The organism is Pseudomonas sp. S32 (genome assembly GCF_016648095.1).
Lineage (GTDB): Bacteria > Pseudomonadota > Gammaproteobacteria > Pseudomonadales > Pseudomonadaceae > Aquipseudomonas > Aquipseudomonas parafulva.
The window spans coordinates 22893-41445 of record NZ_JACVVF010000004.1 but is presented as its reverse complement, the minus strand read 5'-3'; the positions used below and the strand labels follow the sequence as shown (position 1 = coordinate 41445).

General features: G+C 63.3%; 17 protein-coding genes and 1 pseudogene. 9 read left to right on the top strand and 9 right to left on the bottom strand.

Going from position 1 to position 18553, the window contains the following annotated elements:
* Position 1: 1 nt before the first annotated feature.
* Together IAE38_RS03230 and IAE38_RS03225 are read right to left on the bottom strand one after the other, a co-directional pair.
* Positions 2-1624 (bottom strand): methyl-accepting chemotaxis protein, encoded by a 1623-nt coding sequence (locus IAE38_RS03230; protein WP_201161847.1) that lies wholly within the window; start codon positions 1622-1624, stop codon positions 2-4.
* Positions 1625-1752: 128 nt separating this feature from the next.
* Positions 1753-2439 (bottom strand): tellurite resistance TerB family protein, encoded by a 687-nt coding sequence (locus tag IAE38_RS03225; RefSeq protein ID WP_028634864.1) that lies wholly within the window; start codon positions 2437-2439, stop codon positions 1753-1755.
* Between the two features lie 161 nt (positions 2440-2600).
* On the opposite strand from IAE38_RS03225, the gene ydcS reads away from it, so the two are divergent.
* The 7 genes and pseudogenes from ydcS (at position 2601) to IAE38_RS03190 (ending at position 8653) form a co-directional block, all read left to right on the top strand.
* Entirely contained in the window at positions 2601-3752 is a 1152-nt protein-coding gene (gene ydcS, locus IAE38_RS03220) for a putative ABC transporter substrate-binding protein YdcS (protein ID WP_201215854.1), read from the top strand.
* A 10-nt stretch (positions 3753-3762) separates the two neighbouring features.
* On the top strand, positions 3763-4794 hold the full coding sequence (locus IAE38_RS03215) for an ABC transporter ATP-binding protein (protein WP_201215852.1): 1032 nt from the start codon (positions 3763-3765) through the stop codon (positions 4792-4794).
* 1 nt (position 4795) lies between these two features.
* On the top strand, positions 4796-5707 hold the full coding sequence (locus IAE38_RS03210; RefSeq protein ID WP_201215850.1) for an ABC transporter permease: 912 nt from the start codon (positions 4796-4798) through the stop codon (positions 5705-5707).
* Positions 5697-6503: an ABC transporter permease gene (locus IAE38_RS03205; protein ID WP_201215848.1), complete on the top strand. Its 807-nt coding sequence runs from the start codon at positions 5697-5699 to the stop codon at positions 6501-6503. Before IAE38_RS03210 ends, IAE38_RS03205 begins: the two co-directional genes overlap by 11 nt.
* Positions 6504-6519: 16 nt before the next feature.
* Positions 6520-7944: a gamma-aminobutyraldehyde dehydrogenase gene (locus IAE38_RS03200; RefSeq protein ID WP_201215845.1), complete on the top strand. Its 1425-nt coding sequence runs from the start codon at positions 6520-6522 to the stop codon at positions 7942-7944.
* A 125-nt stretch (positions 7945-8069) separates the two neighbouring features.
* Positions 8070-8324, top strand: a pseudogene (locus tag IAE38_RS03195) (type II toxin-antitoxin system HicA family toxin).
* Entirely contained in the window at positions 8321-8653 is a 333-nt protein-coding gene (locus tag IAE38_RS03190; protein WP_201161854.1) for a type II toxin-antitoxin system HicB family antitoxin, read from the top strand. Before IAE38_RS03195 ends, IAE38_RS03190 begins: the two are co-directional and overlap by 4 nt.
* Positions 8654-8685: 32 nt before the next feature.
* Here IAE38_RS03190 and IAE38_RS03185 read toward each other — a convergent pair whose 3' ends face one another.
* The 3 genes from IAE38_RS03185 to IAE38_RS03175 all read right to left on the bottom strand — a co-directional run bounded on the left by IAE38_RS03185 (position 8686) and on the right by IAE38_RS03175 (position 12262).
* Positions 8686-9792, bottom strand: coding sequence for an NADH:flavin oxidoreductase/NADH oxidase (locus IAE38_RS03185; protein ID WP_201215842.1), 1107 nt, complete (start codon positions 9790-9792; stop codon positions 8686-8688).
* Positions 9793-10001: 209 nt separating this feature from the next.
* Positions 10002-11711 (bottom strand): single-stranded-DNA-specific exonuclease RecJ, encoded by a 1710-nt coding sequence (gene recJ / locus IAE38_RS03180; protein WP_028634856.1) that lies wholly within the window; start codon positions 11709-11711, stop codon positions 10002-10004.
* A gap of 8 nt (positions 11712-11719) precedes the next feature.
* Positions 11720-12262, bottom strand: a complete 543-nt coding sequence (locus IAE38_RS03175; RefSeq protein ID WP_201215840.1) for a YaeQ family protein — start codon at positions 12260-12262, stop codon at positions 11720-11722.
* 133 nt (positions 12263-12395) lie between these two features.
* On the opposite strand from IAE38_RS03175, the gene IAE38_RS03170 reads away from it, so the two are divergent.
* Together IAE38_RS03170 and IAE38_RS03165 are read left to right on the top strand one after the other, a co-directional pair.
* The gene (locus IAE38_RS03170; protein WP_201215837.1) at positions 12396-13595 is read left to right on the top strand and encodes a CaiB/BaiF CoA transferase family protein; all 1200 of its coding nucleotides are present in this window, start codon (positions 12396-12398) and stop codon (positions 13593-13595) included.
* A gap of 2 nt (positions 13596-13597) precedes the next feature.
* The gene (locus IAE38_RS03165) at positions 13598-14503 is read left to right on the top strand and encodes a TIGR02285 family protein (RefSeq protein WP_201216066.1); all 906 of its coding nucleotides are present in this window, start codon (positions 13598-13600) and stop codon (positions 14501-14503) included.
* A gap of 139 nt (positions 14504-14642) precedes the next feature.
* Here the strand turns inward: IAE38_RS03165 and IAE38_RS03160 are convergent, their stop codons facing one another.
* The 4 genes from IAE38_RS03160 to IAE38_RS03145 all read right to left on the bottom strand — a co-directional run bounded on the left by IAE38_RS03160 (position 14643) and on the right by IAE38_RS03145 (position 18529).
* On the bottom strand, positions 14643-14924 hold the full coding sequence (locus IAE38_RS03160; protein WP_028634852.1) for a DUF3509 domain-containing protein: 282 nt from the start codon (positions 14922-14924) through the stop codon (positions 14643-14645).
* Positions 14925-15003: 79 nt separating this feature from the next.
* Complete coding sequence (locus IAE38_RS03155; RefSeq protein WP_201215835.1) at positions 15004-15423, bottom strand: response regulator; 420 nt, start codon at positions 15421-15423, stop codon at positions 15004-15006.
* A gap of 130 nt (positions 15424-15553) precedes the next feature.
* A complete protein-coding gene (thrC, locus tag IAE38_RS03150) occupies positions 15554-16963 on the bottom strand; it encodes a threonine synthase (RefSeq protein ID WP_028634850.1) in 1410 nt (469 codons plus the stop codon).
* A gap of 261 nt (positions 16964-17224) precedes the next feature.
* Complete coding sequence (locus tag IAE38_RS03145; RefSeq protein ID WP_028634849.1) at positions 17225-18529, bottom strand: homoserine dehydrogenase; 1305 nt, start codon at positions 18527-18529, stop codon at positions 17225-17227.
* Between the last annotated feature and the right edge of the window lie 24 nt (positions 18530-18553).

The following is an 18553-nucleotide window of genomic DNA, read 5'->3' as shown; positions in this document are numbered from 1 at the left end:
GTCAGACTTTGAAGCGCGATACGCCGCCGCGCAGGCCGGCCGCCACCTGGCTCAGCTCATCGATGGCAAAGCTGGCCTGGCGCAGCGATTCCACCGTCTGGGTGCTGGCATCGCTCAACTGGGCCAGTGCCTGGTTGATCTGCTCGGCGCCCGTGGCCTGGGCCTGCATGCCCTCGTTGACCATCAGCACACGGGGTGCCAAGGCCTGCACCTGGTGAATGATCTGGCTGAGCTGCTCACCCACCTGCTGCACTTCGAACATGCCGCGGCGCACTTCTTCGGAGAACTTGTCCATGCCCATGACCCCAGCCGACACTGCCGACTGGATCTCGCGCACCATCTGCTCGATGTCATAGGTGGCGACGGCTGTCTGGTCGGCCAAGCGCCGCACTTCGGTCGCTACCACCGCAAAACCACGGCCGTATTCACCGGCTTTTTCCGCCTCAATGGCAGCGTTGAGCGACAGCAGGTTGGTCTGGTCGGCCACCTTGACGATGGTCACCACCATCTGCGTGATGTTGCTGGCCTTCTCGTTGAGAATGCCCAGCTTGGCGTTGACGAGGTCGGCCGCCCCCATTACCTGGTGCATGGTGTCTTCCATGCGCGCCAGCCCCTGCTGGCCGGAACCGGCCAGGCTCGATGCCTGGTCGGCGGCGGAGGTCACCTCGGTCATGGTGCGCACCAGGTCACGCGAGGTGGCGGCAATTTCACGGGACGTGGCACCAATCTCGGTGGTAGTGGCGGCCGTCTCGGTGGCCGTGGCCTGCTGCTGCTTGGAGGTGGCAGCGATTTCGGTTACCGACGTGGTGACCTGCACCGACGAGCGCTGAGCCTGGGCGACAAGGTTGGCCAGCGATTCCGCCATCTCGTTGAAGCCGCCTTCGATGGCCCCGAATTCGTCCTTGCGCGCCAGGTTCAGGCGCATGCTCAGGTCACCCGAGCGCAGCTTGTCCAGGGCGGTGACGATCTGTTTCATGGGGGCGGTGATGGCACGCAGCAGCAGCCACCCACAAATGCCGGCGGCCGCAATGGCCATCAACAGCGACACCACCATGCTGCCTTTGGCGGTGGCCACGGCGCTGACGATCTCGCGGGTCGCCGCATCGGCAGACAAGCGGTTCTGTTCGATCACTTCGTTCAGGTGCTTGCGACCCTCTACCCAGGTCGGGGTCAGGACGTCGGTGATCAGGCGCTGGGCCTCGGCGTAGTTGCGCTGGCGGTAGGCATCGAGCACCTGGCCGATTTCACCGACGTAGGTCTGCTCCAGCTGGACGAAGGCCTCGAAGCGCGCCTGGTCCTCCCCGCTACGGATGGTGCTCTGGTAGCTGGCCATGTGCTGCTTGAGCCGGTCTTCGAAGCTTTTGAACAGCTCGAGGTCGGCCGAAGACAGTTCGCGGCGGTCGGAAAGCCCCACCAGTTGCTGGCTGGTGACATAACTGTCCACCCACGCACTGCGGATCATCGAGCTGTAGTAGACGCCTGGAATGTTATTGGTGCCCACCGCTTCCTCGGCAGTCTCGATGGTCACCAACCGCGAGTAGGCTGCCACGATCATCAACAGCATGATGGTGATGATCACGGCAAAGCTTGCCAGGATCCGTTGGCGCAACGTCCAGTTCTTCACATTCAGCCCTCAGGAATTCACTACGAGCGGGAAAAATCGTCGAAGTATAGCCCAGGCGCCCTACAGTTTTGCGGCTCAAATGCAGGCAGTGGCCGCAAAATGCCACCTCACTGAGGCGGCCGTGTTGCCTAGGCCTGGGCGGCAGCCTGCCGGGCCTGCTTTTCAAGCTCTTCGCGCAGCCCCGGTTGCAGGCCCAGACGGCGAGCCAGCTCGTCCAGGTAGGCGCGCTCCATGAAGTTTTCCTGGTCGACCATCATCAGGCTGGCCAGGTACATTTCTGCGGCTATTTCCGGCGTTTGCGCGGCGCTGGCGACTTCTGCCGGGTCCAGCGGCTTGTTCAGCTCCGCATGCAGCCATTGCTGCAGCTGGCCGTCATTGTCCAGGCGGGTGAACTCGCCTTCGATCAGCGCCCGCTCCCGGTCGTCCACGTGGCCGTCGGACTTGGCGGCTGCCACCAGCGCCCGCAACACCGCCTGGCTGTGCTGCTCCACTTCAGCGGGTGGTACACGGTCTACGGTCTGCGGCTGCACCGCAGCACCTTGCTGGCTGGCCTGCCAGTTGCCGTAGGCTTTGTACGCCAGCACTCCGAGTGCCGCCAGGCCACCGTAGGTCAGGGCCTTGCCACCGAACTTGCGGGCCTTCTTGCTGCCCAGCAGTACCCCCAGCGCGCCCCCGCCCAGCAACCCGCCGCCGGCGCCCGACAGCAGCCCGCCCAGGCCACCGGCGCCAGCCCCAGGCTTACCACCGCCAGCCTGTTTTTCGAGCAGTTGCTGACCCGATTTGAGCAGTTGATCCAGCAGGCCCCGAGTATTCATCGGTGCGTCTCCACATAAAGGAAATGAACAGCCAGAGTAAGACTTGCCCTACAACTCGCCACAGCGGATTTGCATCCGGATGTTGCATTGACCGGCAAAAAGCCAACTAGACTCGATATCGCCAGCACCTCCCGAACAAGAACTCCACAAGAGGGAACACCATGTCAGTGCACAAGACCGCATGGCTCGGCGCCTTGTCGACCGCCCTGCTCGCCAGCGCCGGCCTGCAGGCCGGCGAACCGCTCAAGGCGCTGGGCCCGGGCGAAGGGCGCCTGGACATCGTCGCCTGGCCTGGCTACATCGAGCGCGGTGAAAGCGACAAGGCCTACGACTGGGTAACCGGTTTCGAGCAGCAGACCGGTTGCAAGGTCAGCGTCAAGACCGCCGCCACCTCGGACGAAATGGTCAGCCTGATGACCAAGGGCGGTTATGACCTGGTGACCGCTTCGGGTGATGCCTCGCTGCGCCTGATTGCCGGCAAGCGGGTGCAGCCGATCAATACCGCGCTGATTGCCAACTGGAAGCACATCGACCCGCGCTTGCAGAACGGTGGCTGGTACGTGGTCGACAAGCAGGTCTATGGCACACCCTATCAGTGGGGCCCCAACGTGCTGCTCTACGACACCCGTGTTTTTCCCCAACCGCCCACTACCTGGGGGGTGGTGTTCGTCCCGCAGGACCTGCCTGACGGCAAGCCCAACAAAGGCCGCGTGCAAGCGTACGACGGGCCTATCTACATCGCCGATGCCGCGCTGTACCTGAAATCAGCCAGGCCCGAACTGGGCATTGCCGACCCCTACGAACTCACCGAACCGCAGTACCAGGCGGTGCTGGAACTGCTGCGCCAGCAGCATCCGCTGGTGCATCGTTACTGGCATGACGCCACGGTGCAGATGAGCGACGTGAAAAACGAAGGCGTGGTCGCCTCAAGCTCATGGGGCTATATGGTCAACGGCCTGAAAGCCGACAACCAGCCAGTCGCCTCGACGATTCCCAAGGAGGGTGCGACCGGCTGGGCGGACACCACCATGCTGCACGCCGAAGCCAAGCACCCCAACTGCGCCTACCAGTGGATGGACTGGTCACTGCAACCCAAGGTGCAGGGCGATGTGGCCGCCTGGTTCGGCTCGTTACCCGCCGTACCGGCCGCCTGCACCGGCAGCCAGCTGCTGGGCGCTGAAGGCTGCAAGACCAATGGTTTCGATAACTTCGACAAGATTGCCTTCTGGAAAACCCCACAGGCGCAGGGCGGCAAGTTCGTACCCTACAGCCGCTGGACCCAGGACTACATCGCGATCATGGGCGGACGCTGAGGTTTTCTGAATGCCCCTAGCCGTCCAGTTCACCCAGGTTTCCCGCACCTTCGGCGAGGTCAAGGCAGTCGACCAGGTCAGCATCGACATCGCCGAAGGGGAATTTTTCTCCCTGCTCGGGCCCTCGGGCTCTGGCAAGACCACGTGCCTGCGGTTGATAGCGGGCTTCGAACAGCCCAGCAGCGGTTCCATCCGCATCCATGGGGCGGAAGCCGCTGGCGTGCCGCCGTATCAGCGAGACGTCAATACGGTTTTCCAGGACTACGCCCTGTTCCCGCACATGAACGTGCTGGACAACGTGGCCTACGGCCTGAAGGTAAAGGGCACGCCCAAGGCCGAGCGCCATAGCCGTGCCGAAAACGCCCTGGCCATGGTCGCCCTGGCCGGTTACGGCGCGCGCAAGCCTGCCCAGCTGTCGGGCGGCCAACGCCAGCGGGTGGCGCTGGCCAGGGCGTTGGTCAACCGCCCGCGGGTGCTGCTGCTGGACGAGCCGCTGGGGGCGCTGGACCTCAAGCTGCGTGAACAGATGCAGGTCGAGCTGAAGAACCTGCAACGGCAACTGGGCATCACCTTCGTGTTCGTGACCCATGACCAGACCGAGGCGCTGTCGATGTCCGACCGGGTGGCGGTGTTCAACCGTGGCCGTATCGAACAGGTGGACACGCCGCGCAACCTCTACCTGAACCCAGCCACCCCCTTCGTGGCGTCCTTCGTCGGCACCTCCAACGTGGTGCGTGGCCCGCTGGCCGAAGCCCTCAGCGGCAGCCCTGCGCCCTTCTCCATCCGCCCCGAACACATCCGCCTGGGCGCCGCCGGGCCCGACAGCCGTCACGTTCAAGTCGAAGGCTTGTTGCGCGATATCCAGTACCAAGGCAGTGCCACGCGCTTCGAAGTACAGCTGGACAGCGGCCAGTTGCTGGCGGTCAGCCAGGCCAATGACAACTGGCAGGCCATGCCCCAGGCCTGGCAGCCGGGGCAACGCGTGCAAGCGCACTGGCCGCAAGAGGCCATGACCCAGCTGCAGGACACCGAGGCGTACTGACATGACCCCACTGCGCACCTTGTGCAACGTGCTGTACCAGCGCCCCAACCTGTACCTGGCGCTGCTGCTGGTTGCGCCGCTGGGGTGGTTCGGTGCCATCTACCTGGGCTCGCTGCTGAACCTGCTGTGGCAAGGCTTCTACACGTTCGATGACTTCACCATGGCAGTGACGCCAACGCTGACCCTCGCCAATTTCGCAGCGCTGTTCAACCCGTCCAACTTCGACATCATCGTGCGCACAGTGACCATGGCAGTCGCCGTATCACTGGCAAGTGCGGTGCTGGCCTTCCCCATTGCCTATTACATGGCCCGCTACACCCGCGGCAAGACCAAGGCGTTTTTCTACATTGCAGTGATGATGCCCATGTGGGCCAGCTACATCGTCAAGACCTACGCATGGACCCTGCTGCTGGCCAGGGGCGGTGTGGCCCAGTGGTTCACCCAGCAATTGGCTCTGGACGGCCTGCTGCAGGCCATCCTGGGCATTCCGGGGGTAGGTGGCAGCACGTTGTCCACGTCCCACCTGGGGCGTTTTCTGGTGTTCGTCTATATCTGGCTGCCATTCATGATCCTGCCGATCCAGGCCGCGCTGGAGCGCCTGCCGCCGTCGCTGCTGCAAGCCTCGGCCGACCTGGGGGCAAGGCCGCTGCAAACGTTCATGCAGGTGACCCTGCCGCTGTCGATACCCGGCATCGCCGCCGGCTCGATCTTCACCTTCTCGCTCACCCTCGGCGACTTCATCGTGCCACAGCTGGTGGGCCCGCCCGGCTACTTCATCGGCAGCATGGTCTATGCCCAGCAGGGTGCCATCGGCAACATGCCCATGGCTGCGGCGTTCACCCTGGTGCCCATTGTGCTGATCGCCCTCTACCTCGCTGTGGTCAAGCGCATGGGGGCCTTCGATGCACTCTGACAAGGCGCCCTGGGGCCTGCGCCTGGCCGCTTGGGGCGGGCTGCTGTTCCTGCACTTTCCCATCCTGATCATTCTGCTGTACGCCTTCAATACCGAAGATGCAGCGTTCAGCTTTCCGCCCCGGGGCCTGACCCTGAAGTGGTTCACCGTGGCGCTGGCCAGGCCCGACGTGCTGGATGCAATCAGCCTCTCCCTGCAGGTGGCCTGCCTGGCCACGCTGATTGCGCTGGTGCTTGGCACGCTGGCTTCGGCGGCGCTGTACCGGCGCAGCTTTTTCGGCAAGGAAAGCCTTTCGCTGGTGCTGATACTGCCTATCGCCCTGCCCGGCATCATCACCGGCATCGCCTTGCTTTCGACGTTCCGCAGCCTGGGTATCGAACCGGGTGTGTTCACCATCGTGGTCGGCCACGCCACCTTCTGCGTGGTGATCGTCTACAACAATGTGATCGCGCGCCTGCGGCGCACCTCGCAAAGCCTGATAGAAGCCTCGATGGACCTGGGCGCGGACGGTTGGCAGACGTTCCGCTACATCATCCTGCCCAACCTGGGCTCCGCGCTGCTGGCAGGCGGCATGCTGGCCTTTGCCCTCTCGTTCGACGAAATCATCGTGACCACCTTCACCGCGGGCCATGAGCGAACCCTGCCCATCTGGCTACTGAACCAGCTCAGCCGCCCACGTGACGTACCCGTGACCAACGTGGTTGCCATGCTGGTGATGCTGGTGACCATGCTGCCCATTCTTGGCGCCTACTACCTGACCCGGGGCGGCGACGCCGTTGCGGGCAGCGGCAAATGAACCCGGAGGAACCCCCATGCAAACCCAGATGCTGATCAATGGCCAGCTGGTTGCCGGCGAAGGCCCGGCCTGGACCGTGCTGGACCCTGCCAAGGGCACAGCCCTGGCGCAAATCCAGGAAGCCAGCGAAGCCCAGGTGGATAGCGCGGTGCGTGCCGCGCATCAGGCGTTCGACAGTTGGTCGCAGGCCTGCCCCAAAGACCGCGCGCAGGCCCTGCTGGCACTGGCAGATACCATCGAGGCCAACGGTGACGAGCTGGCCGGGCTGGAATCGCAGAACTGCGGCAAACCGCTGGGCGCTGCCCGCAACGACGAGATCCCCGCGATTGCCGACGTATTCCGCTATTTTGCCGGTGCCGCACGCTGCCTGGGTGGCCTGGCTGCCGGCGAGTACCTGCCAGGCCACACGTCGATGATCCGCCGTGACCCACTGGGGGTGGTGGCCTCGATCGCGCCGTGGAACTACCCGTTGATGATGCTGGCCTGGAAGGTCGCCCCGGCACTCGCTGCGGGTAACACCGTGGTGATCAAGCCATCGGAGCTGACCCCGCTTACGGCCTTGCGCCTGGGTGAGCTGGCCAAGACGCTGCTGCCACCAGGGGTGCTGAACATTGTGTTTGGCCGCGGCCAGACGGTGGGCAATCCGCTGGTCACTCACCCTCTGGTGCGCATGGTTTCGCTGACGGGCTCGATCGCCACCGGGGCTCACATCATCGGTGCCACCGCCGACAGCGTAAAACGCACCCATATGGAGCTGGGCGGCAAAGCCCCGGTGCTGGTGTTCGACGATGCCGACATCGACGCCGCCATCGACGGCATCCGCACGTTCGGCTTCTACAATGCCGGCCAGGACTGCACCGCGGCCTGCCGCCTGTATGTGCAGGACGGTATCTACGAGCGTTTCGTCGAACGCCTGGGTGCGGCGGTGGCCAGCCTCAAGCAGGGTCTGCAGGATGCGGAGGGTACAGAGCTGGGCCCGCTGATCAGCGCCCAGCACCGCGACAAGGTAGCCGGCCTGGTACAGCGCGCCATCGCGCAGCCGCACATCCGCCTGGTCACGGGCGGCAAGGTCGTTGCCGGGGATGGCTTCTTCTTCGAGCCAACGGTGCTGGCCGATGCCCAGCAGGATGACGAGATCGTGCGCCACGAGGTGTTCGGCCCAGTGGTGTCGGTCACCCGCTTCACTGACGAGGCGCAGGCGTTGGCATGGGCCAACGACTCCAACTACGGGCTTGCCTCATCCGTGTGGACCCGCGACACCGGCCGCGCCCACCGCCTGGCGGCGCGGCTGCAATATGGCTGCACGTGGGTGAATACCCACTTCATGCTGGTCAGCGAAATGCCCCACGGCGGGCAGAAGCATTCAGGGTATGGGAAGGACATGTCGATGTACGGGCTGGAGGATTACACCTGCGTGCGGCATGTGATGATCAAGCACTGAGGGCCCGTTCATTGAGGACCACGTAGTGTCGTGGCCCCACGCTCAGAAATATCCTTCAACAACGATGGATCACCTCCTACAGGTGATCCATTGAGTGGCTTTCGTTGGTATCATAATCTGATACCATGAACAATCAACAGAAAGCCACGCTTGAAAACCTGTGGAAGACACCAACGCCCAAGGCGCTGGAATGGGCGCGAATTGAAACCCTGCTGGTATCGGCAGGTGCGCGAGTCATTGAAGGGCGTGGCTCGCGTGTGCGCTTCTAACTTAACGGTGTAGTAGCGACGTTTCATCGCCCTCACCCGGACAGGCACGCGAAAACCTATCAGATACGGGATGCCCGCCAGTTTCTTGAGCAGGCAGGAGTAACGCCATGAACGTGATGAATTATCGCGGCTACGCCGCACGCATCGAATACAGCGATGAAGACCAACTGCTGATCGGCCACGTCGCGGGTATCCGAGATGTGATTGGCTTTCACGGTGAATCCATCAGCGAGCTACGCCAGGCCTTCCATGAGGCAGTAGATGATTATCTTGAAACCTGTGAGCGCCTTGGCCGGGCGCCGCAGAAAACCTATTCCGGCAAGCTGAGCCTGCGGCTTGAGCCCGCCCTTCATGCCAGCGTGGCTGCCAAGGCCGAACTGGCACAGAAGAGCATCAATCAATGGGTCATCGACATCCTCAGCGGGGCGGCCTGCGCCTGACCGCCATGGCGGCTCAGTGCCGCCCCCGCACCTCAATCACGCAAGTCCGACTCATGAATCGGATTCGCACGGCTGGTGGCCCGTTGGTACTGGGCGGGCCAGGTAGCCTTGTTGCCGCCCAGGTCGTCATCGGCGTGCAGTGGCCAGTATGGGTCACGCAGCAGTTCACGGGCGAGGAAGATGATATCGGCCTGGCCCGTACGCAGAATGTGTTCGGCCTGGGCGGGTTCGGTGATCATGCCGACGGTGCCGGTTGCCATCTCCGATTCCTTGCGCACGCGCTCGGCAAAGCGGGTTTGGTAACCCGGGCCGGTCGGGATTTCGGCATGGCTCGAGGTACCGCCAGATGACACGTCGATCAGGTCCACGCCCAGCACGCGCAGGCGGCGGGCCAACTCGACCGTCTCGTCCGGGTTCCAGCCGTCCTCCACCCAGTCGGTGGCCGACACCCTTACGAACAGCGGCAGCTCCGCAGGCCACACCTTGCGCACCGCCTCCACTACCTGCAGGGTCAGGCGAATACGGTTTTCGAAACAGCTGCCGTAGTCGTCCTGGCGCTGGTTGCTCAGCGGTGACAGGAACTGGTGCAGCAGGTAACCGTGGGCGGCGTGAACCTCAACGACCTTGAAACCCGCTTCCAGGGCACGCTGGGTCGCGGCGACGAACGCGTCTACTACACCCTGGATTTCATCGCGGCTCAGTTCGCGGGGGGCGGTATGCTCGGGGTCAAAGGCAATGGGGGATGGCCCCACGGGGTGCCAGCCGCCGTCTTCAGGTTTGACGCTGCCGTGCTTGCCCAGCCATGGCCGGTGAGTGCTGGCCTTGCGCCCGGCATGGGCCAGTTGAATACCCGGCACGGCGCCCTGGGCGGTGATGAAACGCGTGATGCGTTGCAGCGGGGGGATCTGGGCATCGTTCCACAGGCCGAGGTCTTCGGCGGTAATGCGGCCATCCGCCGTGACCGCCACGGCTTCGCTGAACACCAGTCCCGCCCCGCCCACGGCACGGCTGCCCAGGTGGACAAGGTGCCAGTCGTTGGCCAGGCCATCGACAGAGGAATACTGGCACATCGGCGATACCGCAATGCGGTTTGGCAAGGTCAACTGACGCAGGGTGTAAGGCTCGAGCAGCAGGCTCATGAGGGCACCTCCCAAGGACTCCTAGGGTGATCCGGCTCGGGCACTCGCAGATCGATCCTTGGCCCGATGCCGGTCAATGTTCAGACTAGACCAGATTGGGTGGGGGGTAGGTTCCATGGGATTTGGGTGGCCATGGCTGCCTGGCTTGAGAGGGATGTCGTTTTCCAGGTCGAGCCCCCCTTCAGAAACCAAGGCAACCCCAGCAACCCTCAGCGCGGCTCCATGTGGGCGATCATCAACTGCACACTTTCATTGCCACGAAACTCGTTCACGTCCAGCTTGTAGGCCAGTTCCACCCAGCGAACGGTCGGGTTCGGCCAGACCTCGCGGTCAATGCCAAAGGCGATGCCATCCAGGCGTACGGTGCCACACTCGCTCTTGAGCACCACTTTCAGGTGGCGCTCACCCACCACGCGCTGCTCCACCAGTTGGAACACCCCATGGAACAACGGCTCGGGGAAATGCTGCCCCCAAGGGCCGGCATTGCGCAGTGCCTTGGCAAGGTCCAGGTGGAACTCTTCTACTGCCAGGCTGCCATCGGACAACAAACGGCCGGTGAGGTCGTCTTCACACAACTGGCGCCGTACTTCTTCATCGAACGCTTCGGCAAACGCCGGGAAATTCCCCTCCGGCAGAGACAGCCCAGCCGCCATGGCGTGGCCGCCGAACTTGCTGATCAACTGCGGATGGCGGGCAGCAACGGCATCCAGCGCATCGCGGATGTGAAAGCCTGGAACCGAACGGGCAGACCCCTTCAGCACACCCTCCCCCGCATCGGCGAAGGCGATGGTAGGCCGGTGGTAGCGCTCCTTCAGGCGTGACGCCAGGATGCCGATCACGCCCTGGTGCCACTCGGCATCGAACAGGCACAGCCCGTACGGCATCGACTCCACCGGCAGGTCCCGCAGTTGGGCCAGGGCCTCGCGCTGCATGCCCTGTTCGATGGACTTGCGGTCCTGGTTCAGGCCGTCCAGCTGTTGGGCCATGTCCTGGGCCAGGGCCGCGTCTTCGCACAGCAGGCATTCGATACCCAGGCTCATGTCATCCAGGCGCCCGGCAGCGTTCAGCCGTGGGCCGAGGATGAAGCCCAGGTCGGTGGAGGTGATGCGCCGGTGGTCGCGGCGGGCCACTTCGAGAATGGCCTTCAACCCCGGCCGGGCACGGCCAGCGCGGATACGCTCGAGGCCCTGGTAAACCAGGATGCGGTTGTTGGCATCCAGCGGTACCACATCAGCCACGCTGCCCAGCGCCACCAGGTCGAGCAGTTCACCGATGTTGGGCTGCGGCTGCGTTGCGTAACGCCCCAGGCTGCGCAACCGTGCACGCAGGGCCATGAGTACATAGAAGATCACCCCGACACCGGCCAGCGCCTTGCTGGGGAACGTGCAGCCGGGCTGGTTGGGGTTGATGATGGCATCGGCTTCTGGCAACTGCTCACCGGGCAGGTGATGGTCAGTGACCAGTACCTTCAGCCCAGCGGCTTTGGCGGCAGCGACGCCCTCGACACTGGAAATGCCGTTGTCTACCGTGATCAGCAATTCAGGCTGGCGTTGCAGTGCCACTTCAACGATTTCCGGGGTCAGCCCGTAGCCGTACTCGAAGCGGTTGGGCACCAGGTAATCGACGTGGGCGGCCCCCAGCAAGCGCAGGCCCAGCACGCCGACGGTACTGGCCGTGGCGCCATCGGCATCGAAGTCACCGACGATGAGAATACGCTGGCGCTGGTCGATGGCGTGCACCAGCAAATCGACACCGGCCTCGATGCCTTTGAGCTGCTGATAAGGCAACAGGCGCGCCAGGCTCTTGTCCAGCTCGGCCTCGCTCTGCACGCCACGGGCGGCGTACAGGCGGGTGAGCAACGGCGGCAGGTTACCGAGAAAAGGCAGGGCAGGCGGCAGCGGGCGAGGTTCAATACGCATGGGGTGGTTCAGCCACGCTCCCCGAGCAGCCACTGCAACTGCACTTCGTGTTGGCCACGGTCGTCGGTGACAAACACCGTGCCTTCACTGATCATCACATCCCATTTGATGCTGCGCGGCATGTCGGTGGCCAGGGTTTCCAGCACTTCCTGGGGCACCGCGGCGATGCTGAGGTTTTTCAGGTTCTTGACCGCGCCCACCACCTTGCCTTCCCACACGCGCAGGCTGCCGTAGGCCAGCAGGCTGGTGCGCTCGGTACGGCGCGAGCACCAGGTCAGGCACTCGGCGTCGGGCTGGCCCACCTCGATCCAGTGCAGCACGCGGTCGTCCAGGCTTTTTTCCCACAGCGCCGGTTCGTCTACATCCGAGAGGCCACGGCCGAATGCCAGGTTCTCGTTGTACCACAGCGCGTACGCCAACAAACGAACCGCCATGCGCTCTTCGGTTTCCGAAGGGTGCCGTGCAATGGTCTGCTTGACGCTCTCGTAGACGTTGCGGTCGAGGTCGGTCAGGTTCAGTTCGAATTTGTAGGTGGTGGACGGCTGGGCCATGGTCGCAGGGCTTCTTGCTCGAAATAAAAGGTGCCCAGTCTAACCGATCCGGCACCTTGTTGTGCCGCGGCAGTATCTGCCGCTCAGGAGCTGTGATAAAACCACGGCTGTTTTCAGCTGCCACGGATGCCCCATGTCGACGCCTAGCAAACCCCTCGCCGGCCTCAAGGTGGTCGAGCTCGGCACCCTGATCGCCGGGCCGTTCGCCTCGCGTATCTGCGCCGAATTCGGCGCCGAAGTGATCAAGGTGGAATCGCCCGATGGCGGTGACCCGCTGCGCAAATGGCGCAAGCTGTATGAGGGTACGTCGCTGTGGTGGTTCGTGCAGGCACGCAACAAGCAGTCGCTCACCCTGAACCTGAAGCACCCTCAGGGCCTCGATATTCTCAAGCAACTGCTGGCCGACGCAGACATCCTCATCGAGAACTTCCGCCCGGGCGTACTGGAAAAGCTCGGCCTGGGCTGGGATGTGCTGCATGCGCTGAACCCTCGGCTGGTCATGGTGCGCCTGTCCGGCTTTGGCCAGACCGGGCCGATGAAGGACCAGCCAGGCTTTGGCGCGGTGGGTGAATCCATGGGTGGCTTGCGCTACATCACTGGCTTCGACGACCGCCCGCCGGTGCGCACGGGTATTTCGATTGGCGATTCGATCGCGGCACTGTGGGGCGTGATCGGCGCGCTCATGGCCCTGCGCCACCGCGAAGTGAATGGCGGCGAAGGCCAGGTCGTGGATGTTGCGCTGTACGAAGCCATTTTCGCCATGATGGAAAGCATGGTGCCGGAATTCGACGTATTCGGTTTTATCCGCGAGCGGACCGGCAACATCATGCCGGGCATCACCCCCTCCTCCATCCACACCAGCGCAGACGGCAAGCACGTGCAGATCGGCGCCAATGGCGATGCGATCTTCAAGCGCTTCATGCAGGCCATTGGCCGTAACGACCTGGCCGAAGACCCTGCATTGGCGACCAATGATGGCCGCGACCTGCGCCGCGATGAGTTGTATGGGGTAATTGACCGGTGGGCCAACGGCTTGCCCCTGGATACGCTGATGCAGGTGCTGACTGCCGCCGAAGTGCCGGCAAGCCGCATCTATTCGGCCGAAGACATGTTCAACGACCCGCAATACCTGGCACGCGAGATGTTTCTGCAGGCCAAACTGCCCGACGGCAAGGCGTTCCGTATGCCGGGCATCGTGCCGAAACTGTCGGACACCCCAGGCGCTGCCGAATGGGTGGGCCCTGCCCTGGGTGAACACACTGATGCAGTGCTTGCCCGGCTGGGCTACGACGCGGTAGCCATCGCCGGCCTGCGCCAAGCAGGCGCGGTCTGATCCTGGCCCGCCCCTGCTGCAGGGGTAGCCTCGCCAGGCTCGCCCTGCTGTGCGGCTTGCTGCCCACGCTGCTCTGCCAGCCAGCCGCAGCGCGTGAGCGCTTGCTATGGCTGGTGCGCGACCTGCCGCCCTTTACCGTATTCGAGGGCCCTGAAACAGGCCACGGCGTTATCGATCAACTGCTCCCGCAATTGATCGAACACATGCCCGAATACGACCACGACGTTCTGCGGGTCAACCGTGCCCGTGGCATCCAGATGCTGCAGGACCCAGCCACCTTCACCTGCGACCCGATGCTGCTGTGGACGGCCGAACGTGCCCGTTACGTGCATTTTTCCATCCCGATGCTGGGCGTGCGTACCAGTGGCCTGGTGTCACTGAAGGAAAGCCAACCGCTGATTGCGCCCTACCTCGACGGCGATGCCGTGGACCTGCTGGGGCTGATGAGCCGCACCTCACTCAAGCTGGGCGTGGTTGCCGAGCGTAGCTATGGCATGCTGATCGACCACACGCTACGCCAGTTGCCCGATGCGGCCCTGAGCCGACACTACGGCACCGAAGCCACCGCCAACCTGTTGCAGATGCAACACCTGGGGCGGTTGCGCCTGGTATTGGGTTACTGGCCTGAAGTGCGCTACCTGATCCAGCAGCAAGGTGGGTCGCTGGCGGATTACCAGTTCCATCCCATCCAGGGGGTAAACCCCTATCAGTTCCTGCATGTAGGCTGTTCGGATACCCCGTTGGGACGCGCTGCGGTGGCGCGTATCGACCAGTTGCTGCCAGCATTGCGCCGCGAGGTGCTGCCCCGTGCGTACGCTCGCTGGCTGGCGCCGGTGGAACAGGAAGACTATCTCGAACAGAGCAGGCAGTTCTTCACTGAGCATCAGCCACCCCTTGAAGCCCGTTAAACCGCAGGCAAAAAGAAACCCCGGACGCGGGGGGAGGTACGTCCGGGGTCAAGCGAAAGCCCTGGGGCTTTACGGGGCAGTATCAGCCAACACGGGAGCGAAGCATTGGCTGGCTGCACTGAAACATTCGATGAACACCTCAGGCAAAGGTTCCCTGGGGCTGCTGACGTTGCTGCAGGGCTGCAATCACACAGGGCTGCAAACGCCCTTCGGCGATCTGCAAGTCACGGTGCAGGCCATCCACCAGGTCCACCAGCAGGCGCTGTTCTTGCAACTGGAACTCACTGACCGTGCGCTGCAAGGTAATGCCGGCCAGGTGATCGTGAACAGTCAGCTGGCGGTTGCCGCGTTCATCGGCGAGGCTGAGTTGAGCCTGGTAAGGGGCCAGTGCTTGGTTGAGCAGTCTGCAGATTCTTTCCATCCGGAACACTCGCTGGGTGGTGGGGGTACTGAAAGCAGACCAGCGCGCGCAGCGGAAAGTTCGTCCCGCCGTGGCCGTTTCAGTGAGCATGCGGTGTGTTTGTGACAGTTTGAATACCCCGCCATGGGCGCTGCTGCAGGGTTTGCAGCGCGTTTTGCAAGGCTGGCGTCGATACCGGCCATGGCAGCTCGGCCAGCACGCGCAAGCCCACGCCTCGGGCTTCCTGGGCTAGGTCGCGCCGCCTTGGCCCAGCGCTGCCCACAAACACCAGCGGGCAGGCGGCGGGCAGTTTCTTGAGCAGGGCCAAGCCGGTGCGGGTGGGCATGGCGTGATCGACGATCACCAGGTCAGGGCACCGCACGGCCGACAGACAAGCGTTAAGTTCGGCAGTGTTCTCGCTGATGCGAACCTGGAAGATGCCCTGGGCATTGAGCGCTTGGTGCAGAAGAATCTGATGCGATGGGCGTGCCTGGTGAATCAACACATGGGGCTGGTACATGAGCCGCTCCTGTTGAGAGGACCGGCTAATCTAGGCTGGACGAACGCCAGCCAGAATAGGACGCGTCTGAAACCACCCCAGGAAATACCTGAGGCATCGGGGCTGACTGGCAGCCCCGATGCGCCGAGGGTTACAACGGCTTGCCGCGGTTGCCGTGCTGGCTGACGAAGGCCTGGACAGCCTTCAGGTCATTGGCCAGTACCGTGCAGCGCTCCTCGCGGCTGAACAGGTCGCTGAGGTGCACCGGCAGCTCCAGCGCCTTGCCGACCCCGGCCTGCTCGACAGCCTCGGGGAATTTGACCGGGTGCGCCGTGCCCAGCACCACCATCGGCGTGTCCAGGCTGCGACGGCACTCGCGGCCCGCTTTCACACCAATGGCCGTGTGTGGGTCAAGCACTTCGCCGGTGCTGGCGAACACATCGGCGATGGTCTGGCAGGTCTGCTCGTCAGTCACGGCCAGCGAATCGAACAGCTTGCGCGCTTCGGTCCAGCGGTCCTGCTCCACGCTGAAACCGCCACCCTGCCTGAAGTTGGCCATCAGTTCGGCAATCGCTGCCCCGTTGCGACCGTGCAGGTCGAACAGCAGGCGCTCGAAGTTGGACGAAACCATGATGTCCATCGACGGCGACAGCGTGGCGTGCAGGGTTTCCTTGACGTACTGGTTGCCGCTCATGAAGCGGTGCAGGATGTCGTTGCGGTTGGTAGCCACCACCAGTTGGCTGATCGGCAGGCCCATGTTGCGTGCCAGGTAACCCGCGAAGATGTCGCCGAAGTTGCCGGTGGGCACAGAAAACGCTACCGAACGCGCCGGGCCGCCAAGCTGCAGGGCTGCATGGAAGTAGTAGACGATCTGGGCCATGATCCGCGCCCAGTTGATCGAGTTCACAGCCACCAGGCGGGTGCCCTTGAGGAACGACTGGTCGGCGAAGCTCGCCTTGACCATTTCCTGGCAGTCGTCGAAGTTGCCTTCGATGGCGATGTTGTGAATGTTCTCGCCAAAGATGGTGGTCATCTGCCGACGTTGTACTTCCGACACACGCTGGTGCGGGTGCAGGATGAAGATGTCGACGTTATCGCAACGGCGGCAGCCTTCGATGGCCGCAGAGCCGGTATCGCCACTGGTGGCGCCGATGATCACCACACGCTCGTTGCGCTTGGCCAGTACATGATCGAGCAGGCGGCCAAGCAGTTGCAAGGCAAAGTCCTTGAACGCCAGGGTGGGGCCGTGGAACAGCTCCAGCACCCACTCGTTGCTGTTCAGCTGGCGCAGTGGCGCCACGGCAGCGTGAGCGAACTCACCGTAGGTTTCTTCGAGGATCTTCTTGAAGTCGGCGTCGGCGATGCTGCCCTGGACGAACGGCCGCATTACGCGGAAGGCCAGTTCGTGGTACGGCAGGCCAGCCCAGGAAGCGATTTCTTCCTGGGTGAAACGTGGCAGGTTCTCAGGCACATACAAGCCGCCGTCGGTGGCGAGGCCTGCGAGCAGCACGTCTTCGAAGTTGAGGGCCGGAGCCTGGCCACGGGTACTGATATAGCGCATGGGGCAAACCTTTGGTTTGAGCGGCAAGTTGTGAGCTGCAAGCTGCAAGAACAAGCCGACCGGCGTTGCTCACTAGCTCTGCTTCTCACCTTTACCGCAAAGTTTGAGCGGCAAGCTGTGAGCCGCAAGCTGCAAGAACAAGCCGACCGGCGTTGCTCTCGCGCTGTGCTTCTCACCTTTACCGCAAATGTACTCTATTGAAGCCTCAACACCGCCCTGCTTTTGCTTGCAGCTTGCAGCTTGCAGCTTGAGGCTTGCCGCTTAGTTGAGCTGTTCGACGCGGATACGTACCACGTTACCGACGACGTCCTGGAGCGCCTCCAGGGCGACAATGGCGTCGTTGATGCGCTGCTCGACCACACCGTGGGTCAGCAGGATCATCGGCACCAGGCCGTCCTGCTCCTCGGCTTCCTTCTGCATGATCGACTCGATGTTGATGCCACGCTCCGAGAGGATGCTGGCCACCTGGGCCAGTACGCCCGGGTGGTCCTTGGCCTGGATGCGCAGGTAGTAGGCGCTCTTGCAGGCTTCGATCGGCAGGATCGGGTGAGCCGACAGCGAATCTGGCTGGAAGGCCAGGTGCGGCACGCGGTTTTCCGGGTCGGACGTCATGGCACGCACCACGTCCACCAGGTCGCCGACCACCGATGAAGCGGTCGGCTCCATGCCGGCGCCGGCGCCGTAGTAGAGGGTGGACCCGGCAGCATCACCGTTCACCATCACGGCGTTCATCACACCATTGACGTTGGCGATCAGGCGGTCGGCCGGGATCAGCGTGGGGTGCACGCGCAGCTCGATGCCTTCTGCAGTGCGGCGCGCCATGCCCAGGTGCTTGATGCGGTAGCCCAAGGCTTCGGCGTAGTTCACGTCGGCGGTGGTCAACTGGGTGATGCCTTCGGTGTAGGCCTTGTCGAACTGCAGCGGAATGCCGAACGCGATGGAGGCCAGGATGGTCAGCTTGTGCGCGGCGTCGATCCCTTCCACATCGAAAGTGGGGTCGGCTTCGGCATAACCCAGGGCCTGGGCTTCGGCCAGCACGTCGGGGAAGGCGCGGCCTTTCTCACGCATTTCGGTGAGGATGAAGTTGCCAGTGCCGTTGATGATACCGGCCAGCCAGTTGATGCGGTTGGCCGACAGGCCTTCGCGGATGGCCTTGATCACCGGGATGCCACCCGCCACGGCAGCCTCGAAGGCCACGATCACACCGTTCTCGCGGGCCTTGGCAAAGATTTCGTTGCCATGTACAGCAATCAGCGCCTTGTTGGCGGTGACCACGTGCTTGCCGTTCTCGATGGCCTTGAGCACCAGGTCACGGGCCACGGTGTAGCCGCCGATCAGTTCGATGACAATGTCGATCTCCGGGTTGCAGGCAACTTCGAACACGTCAGCGGTAATGGGGGTACCGGTAATCTGGCAGTTCGGGTTCTGCGAGCGCATGGCAATCTGTGCCACTTCAATACCGCGCCCGGCACGGCGGGCAATCTCCTCGGCGTTGCGCTGAAGTACATTGAAGGTTCCGCCACCGACGGTCCCCAACCCACAGATGCCTACTTTGACCGGTTTCACTGTGAACTCCCCATAGAACGGTCG